A 12,830-nucleotide genomic window follows, 5' to 3' on the forward strand; every position below is an offset into this window, starting at 1 on the left:
GGGGGGTGGGGGGGGGGGGGGGGGGGGGGGGGGGGGGGGGGGGGGGGGGGGGGGGCTTTTGGTGGGGGGGGGGGGGGGGGGGGGGGGGGGGGCCCCCCCCCCCCCACAAGCTCTTCTAGTACTGCTCGGTCTCGACGAAGCCGGCGTCCGCGTCGTCGTCGGCGCCGAAGGCGTCGGCGGCGGCCGTCGGGTCGAATCCGGGCGGGCTGTCCTTGAGGGCCAGGCCCATGCCGGCCAGCTTCGCCTTGACCTCGTCGATCGACTTCGCACCGAAGTTGCGGATGTCGAGCAGGTCGGCCTCGGAGCGGGCGACGAGCTCACCCACGGAGTGGATGCCCTCGCGCTTGAGGCAGTTGTACGACCGGACCGTGAGCTCGAGCTCCTCGATCGGCAGCGCCAGGTCGGCGGCCAGGGCGGCGTCCGTCGGGGACGGGCCCATGTCGATGCCCTCGGCGTCGATGTTGAGCTCGCGCGCCAGACCGAACAGCTCGACCAGGGTCTTGCCGGCGGACGCCATGGCGTCGCGCGGGCGCATGGCCTGCTTGGTCTCGACGTCGACGATCAGCTTGTCGAAGTCGGTGCGCTGCTCGACTCGGGTCGCCTCGACCTTGTAGGTGACCTTGAGGACCGGGCTGTAGATGGAGTCGACCGGGATGCGGCCGATCTCCTGGCCCAGCTGCTTGTTCTGGACGGCGGAGACGTAGCCGCGACCGCGCTCGACGGTCAGCTCCATCTCCAGCTTGCCCTTGCCGTTGAGCGTGGCGAGGACGAGGTCCGGGTTGTGCACCTCCACACCGGCCGGGGGCGCGATGTCGGCAGCGGTGACCAGGCCGGGGCCCTGCTTGCGCAGGTACATCACGACCGGCTCGTCGTGCTCCGAGGAGACGACCAGCTGCTTGATGTTGAGGATGATGTCCGTGACGTCTTCCTTGACGCCCGGCACGGTGGTGAACTCGTGCAGGACGCCGTCCACGCGGATGCTGGTGACAGCGGCACCCGGGATGGAGGACAGGAGGGTACGGCGCAGGGAGTTGCCGAGGGTGTAGCCGAAGCCCGGCTCCAGCGGCTCGATCACGAACCGCGAGCGGTACTCGTCGACGACCTCTTCGGTCAGCGAAGGACGCTGAGCGATAAGCATGTCTTTTCCTTCATTCGTGGACGCCCACTATTTGACGCCCGACGGATGCCGTACCGGAGGTACGGCTACTGCAAGGGTACGGGCGGTACGGCCCCCGAAGGGGTCGTACCGCCCGGACACTCAAGAACGCACAGGTGCGTCCGCTGCGTCAGACGCGGCGGCGCTTCGGCGGGCGGCAGCCGTTGTGCGGGGTGGGGGTGACGTCCTGGATCGAGCCGACCTCGAGGCCGGTGGCCTGGAGGGAGCGGATCGCGGTCTCGCGGCCGGAGCCCGGACCCTTGACGAAGACGTCGACCTTGCGCATGCCGTGCTCCTGCGCGCGGCGGGCGGCCGACTCGGCAGCCATCTGCGCGGCGAAGGGGGTGGACTTGCGCGAGCCCTTGAAGCCGACGTGGCCGGCGGAGGCCCAGGAGATCACGTTGCCCGAGGGGTCGGTGATCGAAACGATGGTGTTGTTGAACGTGCTCTTGATGTGGGCGTGCCCGTGAGCGACGTTCTTCTTTTCCTTGCGGCGCACCTTCTTGGCAGCGCCCTGACGACCCTTGGGGGGCATCTAAATCTCCTACGGGAGGTGGTCGGTCCTACAGCGCAAGACCGCTGAACAGGACTACTTCTTGCCCGGCTTCTTCTTACCGGCGATCGCGCGACGCGGGCCCTTGCGGGTACGCGCGTTCGTGCTGGTGCGCTGACCGTGCACCGGCAGGCCACGACGGTGGCGGATGCCCTGGTAGCACTGGATCTCGATCTTGCGGCGAATGTCGCCCTGGATCTCGCGGCGGAGGTCACCCTCGGTACGGAGGTTGGCGTCCACGTACTCGCGGATCTTGACGAGGTCCTCTTCGGCCAGGTCACGAACGCGGGTGTTCGGGTTCACGCCGGTGGAGGCGAGGATCTCCTTGGACCGGGTGCGCCCGATACCGAAGACGTAGGTGAGTGCGATCTCCACACGCTTTTCGCGCGGGATGTCAACACCGGAAACGCGTGCCATTCAATGGCTCCTGTGTGTTCGGGGGTCTTCCGCAGAACCACTCCCGACCGCCGACCACCCTGCTGGGCAGTGGTACGTCCGGGTCCCCGGCCCCCGCCGGAGGTACCGCCGGCCCTGGACCGGGCTGGGCGGGTTCTGCGTATGTACGTTTTCTTACGTCGCGCGAAGAACTGCGTAGTGCAGGTCGGTCGGCGTGCGTCAGCCCTGGCGCTGCTTGTGGCGCAGGTTGTCGCAGATGACCATGACCCGACCGTGGCGGCGGATCACCTTGCACTTGTCGCAGATCTTCTTGACGCTCGGCTTGACCTTCATGTTGGTGAGGTTCTCCGGGTCAGTGCCACCACCCGCACCGGGACGGACGCCCAGGCAGGAGTGAGGACAAGATCTACTTGTATCGGTAGACGATCCGGCCACGCGTCAGGTCGTACGGAGACAGCTCCACAACGACCCGGTCATCGGGAAGGATGCGGATGTAGTGCATCCGCATCTTGCCGCTGATGTGCGCGAGGACCTTGTGACCGTTCTGGAGTTCCACCTTGAACATGGCGTTCGGGAGGGACTCGATCACGGTGCCCTCGATCTCGATGGCACCTTGCTTCTTGGCCACGCTTCGCCTTTCGAATCGGCTACCTTGATCGGCTCACAGGCATGGAAATGCACGCGAGCCGACGAGTCAGTCTACGTCAGGGCACCGAGAAAGACGAATCCGGAAAGTTTGCCCATGAGTCTAGATCATTAACCGGGGCCGGCCCGAGGGGCCGGGGCAGCCGGAGCGGCTCAGCCCAGCGGGTCGGGGGCCGTGGTGACCCCGTACTCCGCCAGCTTCGCCTTGCCGCAGTCCGGGCTGGTCAGAACGATCGGCCCGGCCTCCGTCAGGGCGACCGAGTGCTCCCAGTGCGAGGACCAGGTGCCGTCCGTCGTGATGACCGTCCAGTCGTCCGCCAGGACCTCCGTCTGGGCCGTGCCGAGCGAGACCATCGGCTCGATCGCCAGGCACAGGCCCGGGACGAGCTTGATGCCCTTGCCGCGCTTGCGCGAGACGTAGTTCAGCAGGTGCGGGTCCATGTGCATCTCGGAGCCGATGCCGTGGCCGCCGTAGTCCTCGATGATCCCGAACTTGCCCAGGCTGTGCTCACCGGTCGCGGGCCGCGGCTGGCGCTTGATGTAACCCTCGATCGCCTTCGAGATGTCCACCAGGCGGTTGCCGGACTTCATGGCCGCGATGCCGGCCCACATCGACTCCTCGGTCACCCGGGACAGCTCGACCAGCTCCGGCGCGTGACCGGTGCCCACGAAGGCCGTGTAGGCCGCGTCACCGTGCCAGCCGTCCACGATCGCGCCCGCGTCGATGGAGATGACGTCGCCGTCCTTGAGGACCGTCTTGTCGTCCGGGATGCCGTGCACGACGACCTCGTTCACCGAGGTGCAGATGGTCGCGGGGAAGCCCCCGTACCCGAGGAAGTTCGACTTCGCCCCGGCGTCGGCGATCACCTTCCGGGCCACCATGTCCAGGTCCCGCGTCGTGGAGCCCGGCACGGCCGCCTCACGGGTCGCCGCGTGGATCGCGGCGACGACCAGCCCTGCCTCCCGCATCTTCGCGATCTGCTCGGGGGTCTTCAGCTGAACCATGAACGGGGACCTTCCACCTTCGAAAGAACGGGTCTTCTCAACAGTACGGCCGCGATGCCCGAGGGACACCGCGGCCGTACTGACGGTCACGAACGGAAGTGACTACTTCTTCAGGGCGTCCATCGCCCGCTTGGTGATCTCGTGCACCTCGCCGAGGGCGGAGATGGTCACCAGCAGGCCCTGGGCCTTGTAGTAGTCGATGATCGGCTCGGTCTGCGTGTGGTAGACCTCCAGCCGGTTGCGGACCGTGGCCTCGGAGTCGTCGGCCCGCTGGTACAGCTCGCCGCCGCAGTGGTCGCAGACCCCCTCGGCCTTCGGAGCCGCGTAGATCACGTGGAAGACGTGCGAGGAGTCCTCGCGGCAGATCCGCCGGCCGGCGATCCGCTTGACGACCTCGTCCTCCTCTACCTCCAGGTCCAGCACGGCGTCGAGCTTCATGCCGGCTTCGCGGAGCATCGCGTCGAGCGCCTCGGCCTGCGAGACGTTCCGCGGGAAGCCGTCGAGCAGGAAACCGCCCGCGGCGTCCGGCTGCTGCATACGGTCCTTCGCCATGCCGACGGTGATCTCGTCGGGGACGAGGTCGCCCTTGTCCATGAACGCCTTGGCGCGCCGGCCCAGCTCGGTGTTCTGGCTGATGTTGGCGCGGAACAGGTCGCCCGTGGAGATGTGCGGGATCGACAGGTTCTTGGCGAGGAACGCGGCCTGCGTTCCCTTGCCCGCCCCGGGGGGTCCGACGAGGACGATTCGCATCAGCGGAGGAACCCTTCGTAGTTGCGCTGCTGGAGCTGGCTCTCGATCTGCTTCACGGTTTCCAGACCCACACCCACGATGATGAGGATGCTCGTCCCGCCGAACGGGAAGTTCTGGTTCGCTCCGAAGCCGGCCAACGCCATTGTCGGCACGAGAGCGATCAGACCCAGGTACAGCGACCCCGGCCAAGTGATCCGGTTGAGTACGTAGCTCAGGTACTCGGCGGTAGGCCGACCGGCGCGGATGCCCGGGATGAACCCACCATACTTCTTCATGTTGTCGGCAACTTCCTCGGGGTTGAACGAGATCGCCACGTAGAAGAACGCGAAGAAGACGATCAGGAGGAAGTAGACGGCGATGTAGTACGGGTGGTCGCCCTTGACGAAGTGCTTCTGGATCCAGGTGGCCCAGCCGGCCGTCGAGCCGCTGAACTGGACGATCAGGGCCGGGATGTACAGCAGCGACGAGGCGAAGATGACCGGGATGACACCGGCCTGGTTCACCTTGAGCGGGATGTAGGTGGACGTACCGCCGTAGGCACGGCGGCCGATCATGCGCTTCGCGTACTGGACCGGGATCCGGCGCTGCGCCTGCTCGACGAAGACCACCAGGGCCACCATCGCGAGGCCCACCAGGATGACGACGGCGAACTCCACCCAGCCGTCAGCGATCTTGCCCTGGAGCTTGATCGTCCAGAGGGAGCCGACGAAGCCGGCCGCGATGGAGATGAACATCAGGATGGACATGCCGTTGCCGATGCCGCGGTCGGTGATGAGCTCACCGAGCCACATGACGACACAGGTGCCGGCGGTCATGGTGACCACCATGACGATCGTGGTGAAGATCGAGTGGTTGGGGACGATCTCACGAGCCACCGGGCAGGTGCCGAAGAGCGCACCCGTCCGCGCGGTGGCGACCAGGCCGGTGCCCTGGAGGATCGCGAGTGCGACCGTCAGATAGCGCGTGTACTGAGTGATCTTCGCGGTGCCGGACTGCCCCTCTTTTTTGAGGTTCTCCAGCTTCGGGATGACCACGGTCAGCAGCTGCAGGATGATGCTCGCCGTGATGTAGGGCATGATGCCGAGCGCGAAGATCGTGATCTGCAGCAGCGCACCGCCGCTGAACATGTTGACCAGACCGAAGAGGCTGTTGCTGCTCCCCATCTGGTCCACACAGATCTGGACGTTCTTGTAGCTCACGCCGGGTACCGGGATGTGGGACCCGAGCCTGTACAGCACGATGATGCCGAGCGTGAAGAGCAGCTTCTTGCGCAGGTCGGGCGTCTTGAACGCCCGGGCGAACGCGGTGAGCACGGTGCCTCCTGCGACCCCCGCGCTACTGCGTCAGAGGTGACGGTCTGAGGGATCGACGAATACGTACGAGCAAAGGTGCAGGCCACCTTACCGGCGACTGCGCCCCCCGTGGAACGACCGACCGGGGATGCCCCATATGTGAGGCATCCCCGGTCGGGTTTCTAGCTATTTGTCACAGAGTTCGTCTTAGACGAGCTCGGTGACGGAGCCGCCGGCGGCGGCAATCTTCTCCTTGGCGGAGGCGGAGACGGCGTCAACCGAAACCGTCAGCGCCACGGAGATCTCGCCCTGGCCCAGGACCTTGACGAGGCTGTTCTTGCGAACCGCGCCCTTGGCGACCAGGTCGGCCACCGTGACCTCTCCACCCTCGGGGTAGAGGGCACCGAGCTTGTCCAGGTTGACGACCTGGAACTCGGTGCGGAACGGGTTCTTGAAGCCCTTCAGCTTCGGCAGGCGCATGTGGAGGGGCATCTGCCCGCCCTCGAAGCGCTGCGGAACCTGGTAGCGGGCCTTCGTGCCCTTGGTACCACGACCGGCCGTCTTACCCTTCGACGCCTCACCACGACCGACACGGGTCTTCGCGGTCTTGGCACCGGGGGCGGGACGGAGGTTGTGGGCCTTCAGCGGGTTGGTCTCAGCCATTAGTCAACCTCCTCTACCGTCACGAGGTGGCGGACGGTGTGCACCATGCCGCGGAACTCGGGGCGGTCCTCCTTGACGACGACGTCGTTCAGGCGCTTGAGCCCGAGCGAACGCAGCGTGTCGCGGTGGTTCTGCTTGCTGCCGATGTACGACTTCGTCTGCGTGATCTTGAGGCGGGCCATCAGACACCCGCCCCAGCACGCGCACGGAGCAGAGCCGCGGGAGCGACGTCCTCGAGCGGCAGACCACGGCGAGCCGCGATCTCCTCGGGACGCTGCAGGCCCTTCAGGGCCTCCACGGTCGCGTGCACGATGTTGATCGCGTTGGAAGAGCCGAGCGACTTCGACAGGATGTCGTGGACGCCTGCGCACTCCAGCACGGCACGCACCGGACCACCGGCGATAACGCCGGTACCCGGGGAAGCCGGCTTGAGCATGACGACGCCCGCAGCCTTCTCGCCCTGGATCGGGTGAGGGATGGTGCCCTGGATACGGGGAACCTTGAAGAAGTTCTTCTTGGCTTCCTCGACGCCCTTGGCGATGGCCGCGGGAACTTCCTTGGCCTTGCCGTAACCGACACCTACGGTGCCGTCACCGTCGCCCACCACGACCAGCGCGGTGAAGCTGAAGCGGCGACCACCCTTGACAACCTTGGCGACGCGGTTGATCGCGACAACGCGCTCAACGTAAGCGGTCTTCTCGGCGGCAGCGCCACCGTCGCGACCCTTCCGGTCCCGCCGCTCGCCGCCACCGGCACCGCTACCGCGGCGCTGGGGTCCAGCCATTGGATTACCTCTCTCTGTTACGTCCGTGAGTCCCGGAACCGGGGCTTAGAACTTCAGCCCGGCTTCGCGGGCGGCGTCAGCCAGAGCGGCAATGCGCCCGGCGTATCGGTTGCCACCGCGGTCGAACACGACGGTCTCGACACCCGCGGCCTTGGCACGCTCGGCGACGAGCGCGCCGACAGCCTGGGCCTGGGCGCTCTTGTCGCCTTCGCCACCGCGGATCGAAGCGTCCAGGGTCGACGCCGACGCAAGGGTGTGACCCTTGAGGTCGTCGATGACCTGGGCAACGATGTTGCGGTTCGAACGCGTCACGACGAGGCGCGGACGCTCCGCCGTACCCGAGACGTTCTTGCGGATGCGGATGTGGCGGCGAGCCTTGGCAGCGCGCTTGTACGCGTCGCCCTTGGCGATCTTCACACCGTATGCCATGGCTACTTACCAGCCTTTCCGACCTTGCGGCGGATGACTTCGCCGGCGTACTTGACACCCTTGGCCTTGTACGGGTCGGGCTTCCGCAGCTTGCGGATGTTGGCGGCGACCTCGCCGACCTTCTGCTTGTCGATGCCCTCGACCGAGAACTTGGTCGGCGACTCGACCTTGAACGAGATGCCGTCGGGCGCCTCGATCAGGATCGGGTGGCTGTAACCGAGCTGGAACTCCAGGTCGGAGCCCTTCGCGGCGACGCGGTAACCGACACCGCTGATCTCGAGAGCCTTGACGTAACCCTGGGTCACACCGGTGATCATGTTCGCCACCAGCGTGCGGGACAGGCCGTGCAGGGCCTTGTTCTGACGCTCGTCGTTCGGACGGGTGACGTTCAGAACGCCGTCCTCACCCTTGACGATCTCGATCGGCGCGGCGACGGTGTGCGTGAGCAGACCCTTGGGGCCCTTCACCGCAACCGTGCGGCCATCGATGGTGACGTCCACACCGGCGGGAACCTGGATGGGGAGCTTGCCGATTCGCGACATTGCTTTTCCTCCGTTCCCGACTACCAGACGTAGGCGAGGACTTCCCCACCTACGCCCTTCTTGCCTGCCTGCTGGCCGGTCAGGAGACCGTGCGACGTGGAGATGATCGCCACGCCCAGGCCGCCCAGGACCTTCGGCAGGTTGGTGGACTTCGCGTACACGCGCAGACCGGGCTTCGAGATCCGCTTGATGCCCGCGATGGAGCGCTCACGGTTCGGCCCGAACTTCAGCTCGAGGACGAGGTTCTTGCCGACCTCGGCGTCCTCGACCTTCCAGCCGGTGATGAAACCCTCCTGCTTGAGGATCTCCGCGATGTGCGACTTGATCTTGCTGTGCGGCATCACGACGGTGTCGTGGTACGCCGAGTTAGCGTTACGCAGACGCGTGAGCATGTCTGCGATCGGGTCAGTCATGGTCATGAAGTGGCCTTCGGCCTCTCTCGCCGGGGTTTCCTGTATGCGCCATCCCTCTCCCCGCTCAGAGGCGGGACGGGTGCGGTGCGGGGACCTACGGCGTAGTAAGTCGTTATGGGCGGCGGACGCCCAACCACACAAGCCTAAGGCATGCGCGGCCGGGCATCCGCCGACCAGATGCTTACCGAGAGTCTCTGGAACTTCCCCAAGTCCTTACGGACGGGAGGGAATTACCAGGAGCTCTTGGTCACGCCCGGCAGCTCGCCACGGTGAGCCATCTCACGAAGGCAGACGCGGCACAGGCCGAACTTGCGGTACACGGAGTGGGGGCGACCGCAGCGCTGGCAGCGGGTGTACGCACGCACACCGAACTTGGGCTTGCGGGCAGCCTTCGCGATGAGAGCCTTCTTCGCCATCTCGCTTACGCCTCCTTGAAGGGGAAGCCGAGGTGACGAAGGAGGGCACGGCCCTCGTCGTCGTTGGTCGCCGTGGTGACCACGGTGATGTCCATACCCCGGGTACGGTCGATCTTGTCCTGGTCGATCTCGTGGAACATGACCTGCTCCGTGAGACCGAAGGTGTAGTTGCCACGGCCGTCGAACTGCTTCGGCGACAGACCACGGAAGTCACGGATACGCGGCAGCGCGAGCGACAGCGTACGGTCCAGGAACTCCCACATGCGGTCACCACGGAGGGTGACGTGGCAGCCGATCGGCTGACCCTCACGCAGCTTGAACTGCGCGATGGACTTGCGGGCCTTCGTGACGGCCGGCTTCTGACCGGTGATCGTCGTCAGGTCGCGGATGGCACCGTCGATCAGCTTCGAGTCACGGGCGGCGTCACCGACACCCATGTTCACGACGATCTTGACGAGGCCGGGGATCTGCATGACGTTCTCGTAGGAGAACTCCTCACGCAGCTTGCCCGCGATGTCCTCGCGGTACTTCGTCTTCAGACGCGGAGTGGTAGCCATCAGATGTCCTCGCCCGTGCGCTTGGCAACGCGGATCTTGTTGCCCTCGTCGTCGAAGCGGAAACCGACGCGGGTGACGACCTTCTTGCCGTCCTTCTCCACAACCAGCTGAACGTTGCTGACGTGGACCGGGGCCTCGGTGATCACGATGCCACCGGCCTGGTTCTGGCCGGCCTTGGTGTGCTTCTTGACCCGGTTGACACCCTCGACCAGGACGCGGTTCTCGCTGGGCATGGCCGCGATGACCTTGCCCTGCTTGCCCTTGTCCTTACCGGTGATGACCTGGACCAGGTCGCCCTTCTTGATCTTCATGCTTACAGCACCTCCGGCGCGAGCGAGATGATCTTCATGAACTTCTTCTCGCGCAGCTCACGGCCGACGGGGCCGAAGATACGGGTGCCGCGAGGGTCGCCGTCGTTCTTCAGAATGACGGCGGCGTTCTCGTCGAAGCGGATGTACGAGCCGTCCTGGCGGCGGCGCTCCTTGACGGTGCGAACGATGACCGCCTTGACGACGTCACCCTTCTTCACGTTGCCACCGGGGATCGCATCCTTGACGGTGGCGACGATGACGTCACCGATGCCCGCGTAGCGGCGACCGGAGCCACCGAGAACACGGATGCAAAGGATCTCCTTGGCACCAGTGTTGTCGGCGACACGCAGTCGCGACTCCTGCTGGATCACGTCTATCTCCTGTTTGTCTGCCGGTTCCCGGCCGGGGCTTCATCGAAGCCCCGGCCGAGCCTGGCGGAACGAACCTGAAGGGTTACCCCTTCAAGCAATTACTTGGCCTTCTCGAGGATCTCGACGATGCGCCAGCGCTTGGTCGCCGACAGCGGACGCGTCTCCATGATGAGGACGCGGTCGCCGACGCCGGCAGCGTTCTGCTCGTCGTGCGCCTTGAGCTTGTTCGTACGGCGGATGACCTTGCCGTACAGCGCGTGCTTCACACGGTCCTCGACGGCGACGACGACGGTCTTGTCCATCTTGTCGCTGACGACCAGACCCTCACGGGTCTTGCGGAAACCGCGCTCGGTCTTCTCAGTCACGTTGTTCTCGCTCATGCGTTCTCCACCGTCTCGATACCGAGCTCACGCTCGTGCATCAGGGTGTAGATGCGAGCGATGTCCTTACGGACGGACTTGAGCCGGCCGTTGTTCTCCAGCTGGCCGGTGGCCGCCTGGAAACGGAGCTTGAACAGCTCCTCCTTGGCCTCGCGCAGCTTGGCAACGAGCTCCTCGTTGCCGAGCTCGCGGAGCTCGGACGCCTTGGTTCCCGTCGCCATCACGACTCACCTGCCTCGCGCTTGACGATCCGGCACTTCATCGGCAGCTTGTGGGCCGCACGAGTCAGAGCCTCACGCGCAATCTTTTCGTTCGGGTAGGACAGCTCGAACATGACCCGGCCCGGGTGCACGTTCGCGATCCACCACTCGGGGGAACCCTTACCGGAACCCATGCGGGTCTCGGCAGGCTTCTTCGTCAGCGGGCGGTCCGGGTAGATGTTGATCCAGACCTTGCCGCCACGCTTGATGTGGCGGGTCATCGCGATACGAGCCGCCTCGATCTGGCGGTTCGTCACGTAGGCGGGGGTGAGCGCCTGGATGCCGTACTCGCCGAACGAGACCTCAGTACCGCCCTTGGCCATACCGCTGCGCTTCGGGTGGTGCTGCTTGCGGTGCTTGACCCTACGAGGGATCAGCATGTCGGTCAGGCCTCCGTTCCGGTGCTCTCGGCCGGAGCGGCGGCGGGAGCGTCGGCCTTGGGGGCCTCGGCACCAGCAGCCTGCTGCGGCTTGCGGCCACCACGGCCGCCGCGCTCGCCACCACGGCCACCACGGCCGGCGGGACGGTCGCCAGCGCCGGCGCCACGGGCCGGGCGGTTACCCGCACGGGCCGCAGCGTTCTCGGCGCGAACCTCGGCGATGTTCTTGACGTCGCCCTTGTAGATCCAGACCTTCACGCCGATACGGCCGAAGGTGGTCTTGGCCTCGAAGAAGCCGTAGTCCACGTTCGCGCGCAGCGTGTGCAGCGGCACACGACCCTCGCGGTAGAACTCGGAGCGGGACATCTCGGCGCCGCCGAGACGGCCACCGCACTGGATCTTGATGCCCTTGGCGCCGGCCTTCATCGTGCCCTGCATGCTCTTGCGCATGGCACGACGGAAGGAGACGCGGGAGGAGAGCTGCTCGGCAACGGCCTGGGCAACGAGCTGAGCGTCGAGCTCGGGGTTCTTGACCTCGAGGATGTTCAGCTGGACCTGCTTGCCCGTGAGCTTCTCGAGGTCACCGCGGATGCGGTCGGCCTCGGCGCCACGGCGGCCGATGACGATGCCGGGACGGGCGGTGTGGATGTCCACACGCACGCGGTCACGGGTGCGCTCGATCTCAACCTTCGAGATGCCGGCGCGCTCCATGCCGGACGTCATCATCCGACGGATGGCGACGTCTTCCTTGACGTAGTCCTTGTACAGCTTGTCGGCGTACCAACGCGACTTGAAGTCCGTGGTGATGCCGAGTCGGAACCCGTGCGGGTTTACCTTCTGGCCCATTACCGGGAACCTTCCTTGCTGCTGACGACCACGGTGATGTGGCTGGTCCGCTTGCGGATCCGGTAGGCACGGCCCTGGGCACGCGGACGGAACCGCTTCAGGGTCGGGCCCTCGTCCACGTACGCCTCGCTGATGACCAGCGTGGAGGCGTCCGGGTGGTTGTAGTTGTGTGCGGCGTTGGCAATGGCGCTGTCCAGCACCTTGCCGACGGGCACGCTCGCGGCCTGCGGGGCGAAACGCAGGACCGCCTGAGCCTCCGTGGCATCCATGCCACGGATGAGGTCCACCACTCGGCGGGCCTTCATGGGCGTGACGCGGATGTACCGCGCCTGGGCCCTGGCTTCCATGGTTGTCCCTTCGGTGTTAGTCATAGTCGTAACCACCCCGCGTTAGCGGCGCTTCGACTTCCGGTCGTCCTTGACGTGGCCGCGGAAGGTGCGAGTCGGCGAGAACTCGCCGAGCTTGTGGCCGACCATCGACTCGGTGACGAACACCGGGACGTGGGTCTTGCCGTTGTGCACCGCGATCGTGTGACCCAGCATGCTGGGGATGATCATCGAGCGACGGGACCAGGTCTTGATGACGTTCTTGGTGCCGGCTTCGTTCTGGGCGTCCACCTTCTTTACGAGGTGGTCGTCGACGAAGGGCCCCTTCTTGAGACTGCGCGGCATCTAAACCCGCT

Annotated in this window: 24 protein-coding genes; all 24 read right to left on the reverse strand. The window is 65.8% G+C overall.

Going from position 1 to position 12,830, the window contains the following annotated elements; translation table 11 throughout:
• Window positions 1-115: 115 nt before the first annotated feature.
• Window positions 116-1,138 (reverse strand): DNA-directed RNA polymerase subunit alpha, encoded by a 1,023-nt coding sequence (locus ACZ4WZ_RS13120; RefSeq protein WP_007265920.1) that lies wholly within the window; start codon window positions 1,136-1,138, stop codon window positions 116-118.
• A gap of 148 nt (window positions 1,139-1,286) precedes the next feature.
• Entirely contained in the window at window positions 1,287-1,691 is a 405-nt protein-coding gene (gene rpsK, locus ACZ4WZ_RS13125; protein WP_003956432.1) for a 30S ribosomal protein S11, read from the reverse strand.
• 54 nt (window positions 1,692-1,745) lie between these two features.
• A complete protein-coding gene (gene rpsM / locus ACZ4WZ_RS13130; RefSeq protein WP_007265919.1) occupies window positions 1,746-2,126 on the reverse strand; it encodes a 30S ribosomal protein S13 in 381 nt (126 codons plus the stop codon).
• A gap of 198 nt (window positions 2,127-2,324) precedes the next feature.
• Window positions 2,325-2,438: a 50S ribosomal protein L36 gene (gene rpmJ, locus ACZ4WZ_RS13135; RefSeq protein WP_003956441.1), complete on the reverse strand. Its 114-nt coding sequence runs from the start codon at window positions 2,436-2,438 to the stop codon at window positions 2,325-2,327.
• Between the two features lie 73 nt (window positions 2,439-2,511).
• A complete protein-coding gene (gene infA / locus ACZ4WZ_RS13140) occupies window positions 2,512-2,733 on the reverse strand; it encodes a translation initiation factor IF-1 (RefSeq protein ID WP_003956442.1) in 222 nt (73 codons plus the stop codon).
• A 170-nt stretch (window positions 2,734-2,903) separates the two neighbouring features.
• Window positions 2,904-3,755 (reverse strand): type I methionyl aminopeptidase, encoded by an 852-nt coding sequence (gene map, locus ACZ4WZ_RS13145; protein ID WP_467889131.1) that lies wholly within the window; start codon window positions 3,753-3,755, stop codon window positions 2,904-2,906.
• Between the two features lie 102 nt (window positions 3,756-3,857).
• Complete coding sequence (locus tag ACZ4WZ_RS13150; protein WP_467889134.1) at window positions 3,858-4,505, reverse strand: adenylate kinase; 648 nt, start codon at window positions 4,503-4,505, stop codon at window positions 3,858-3,860.
• Window positions 4,505-5,818 (reverse strand): preprotein translocase subunit SecY, encoded by a 1,314-nt coding sequence (gene secY, locus ACZ4WZ_RS13155; RefSeq protein WP_388934825.1) that lies wholly within the window; start codon window positions 5,816-5,818, stop codon window positions 4,505-4,507. Before secY ends, ACZ4WZ_RS13150 begins: the two co-directional genes overlap by 1 nt.
• Window positions 5,819-6,004: 186 nt before the next feature.
• A complete protein-coding gene (gene rplO / locus ACZ4WZ_RS13160; protein ID WP_427708471.1) occupies window positions 6,005-6,460 on the reverse strand; it encodes a 50S ribosomal protein L15 in 456 nt (151 codons plus the stop codon).
• Window positions 6,460-6,642, reverse strand: coding sequence for a 50S ribosomal protein L30 (rpmD, locus tag ACZ4WZ_RS13165; protein ID WP_005313525.1), 183 nt, complete (start codon window positions 6,640-6,642; stop codon window positions 6,460-6,462). Before rpmD ends, rplO begins: the two co-directional genes overlap by 1 nt.
• Entirely contained in the window at window positions 6,642-7,244 is a 603-nt protein-coding gene (gene rpsE / locus ACZ4WZ_RS13170; protein WP_467889137.1) for a 30S ribosomal protein S5, read from the reverse strand. The genes rpmD and rpsE overlap by 1 nt, the downstream gene beginning before the upstream one ends.
• A gap of 45 nt (window positions 7,245-7,289) precedes the next feature.
• Complete coding sequence (gene rplR / locus ACZ4WZ_RS13175; RefSeq protein WP_356851287.1) at window positions 7,290-7,673, reverse strand: 50S ribosomal protein L18; 384 nt, start codon at window positions 7,671-7,673, stop codon at window positions 7,290-7,292.
• 2 nt (window positions 7,674-7,675) lie between these two features.
• The gene (rplF, locus tag ACZ4WZ_RS13180; protein ID WP_467889139.1) at window positions 7,676-8,215 is read right to left on the reverse strand and encodes a 50S ribosomal protein L6; all 540 of its coding nucleotides are present in this window, start codon (window positions 8,213-8,215) and stop codon (window positions 7,676-7,678) included.
• 20 nt (window positions 8,216-8,235) lie between these two features.
• Window positions 8,236-8,634 carry a 30S ribosomal protein S8 gene (rpsH, locus tag ACZ4WZ_RS13185; protein ID WP_007265911.1) on the reverse strand — a complete coding sequence of 133 codons (399 nt, stop codon included), beginning with the start codon at window positions 8,632-8,634 and terminating at the stop codon, window positions 8,236-8,238.
• A 224-nt stretch (window positions 8,635-8,858) separates the two neighbouring features.
• Window positions 8,859-9,044, reverse strand: coding sequence for a type Z 30S ribosomal protein S14 (locus tag ACZ4WZ_RS13190; protein WP_003956452.1), 186 nt, complete (start codon window positions 9,042-9,044; stop codon window positions 8,859-8,861).
• A 5-nt stretch (window positions 9,045-9,049) separates the two neighbouring features.
• Entirely contained in the window at window positions 9,050-9,601 is a 552-nt protein-coding gene (gene rplE / locus ACZ4WZ_RS13195; RefSeq protein ID WP_030298216.1) for a 50S ribosomal protein L5, read from the reverse strand.
• The gene (gene rplX / locus ACZ4WZ_RS13200) at window positions 9,601-9,912 is read right to left on the reverse strand and encodes a 50S ribosomal protein L24 (protein WP_388934833.1); all 312 of its coding nucleotides are present in this window, start codon (window positions 9,910-9,912) and stop codon (window positions 9,601-9,603) included. The genes rplE and rplX overlap by 1 nt, the downstream gene beginning before the upstream one ends.
• Window positions 9,913-9,914: 2 nt before the next feature.
• Window positions 9,915-10,283 (reverse strand): 50S ribosomal protein L14, encoded by a 369-nt coding sequence (gene rplN, locus ACZ4WZ_RS13205; protein ID WP_003956455.1) that lies wholly within the window; start codon window positions 10,281-10,283, stop codon window positions 9,915-9,917.
• Between the two features lie 98 nt (window positions 10,284-10,381).
• A complete protein-coding gene (gene rpsQ, locus ACZ4WZ_RS13210) occupies window positions 10,382-10,663 on the reverse strand; it encodes a 30S ribosomal protein S17 (protein WP_007265908.1) in 282 nt (93 codons plus the stop codon).
• Complete coding sequence (rpmC, locus tag ACZ4WZ_RS13215) at window positions 10,660-10,884, reverse strand: 50S ribosomal protein L29 (RefSeq protein ID WP_007265907.1); 225 nt, start codon at window positions 10,882-10,884, stop codon at window positions 10,660-10,662. The genes rpsQ and rpmC overlap by 4 nt, the downstream gene beginning before the upstream one ends.
• A complete protein-coding gene (gene rplP / locus ACZ4WZ_RS13220; protein WP_007265906.1) occupies window positions 10,884-11,303 on the reverse strand; it encodes a 50S ribosomal protein L16 in 420 nt (139 codons plus the stop codon). The genes rpmC and rplP overlap by 1 nt, the downstream gene beginning before the upstream one ends.
• A 5-nt stretch (window positions 11,304-11,308) precedes the next feature.
• Window positions 11,309-12,148 carry a 30S ribosomal protein S3 gene (gene rpsC, locus ACZ4WZ_RS13225; protein ID WP_007265905.1) on the reverse strand — a complete coding sequence of 280 codons (840 nt, stop codon included), beginning with the start codon at window positions 12,146-12,148 and terminating at the stop codon, window positions 11,309-11,311.
• Entirely contained in the window at window positions 12,148-12,495 is a 348-nt protein-coding gene (rplV, locus tag ACZ4WZ_RS13230) for a 50S ribosomal protein L22 (protein ID WP_007265904.1), read from the reverse strand. Before rplV ends, rpsC begins: the two co-directional genes overlap by 1 nt.
• 42 nt (window positions 12,496-12,537) lie before the next feature.
• Window positions 12,538-12,819 (reverse strand): 30S ribosomal protein S19, encoded by a 282-nt coding sequence (gene rpsS / locus ACZ4WZ_RS13235; protein ID WP_007265903.1) that lies wholly within the window; start codon window positions 12,817-12,819, stop codon window positions 12,538-12,540.
• Window positions 12,820-12,830 lie beyond the last annotated feature (11 nt).

It is taken from the genome of Streptomyces sp. NPDC029122, from assembly GCF_055569445.1.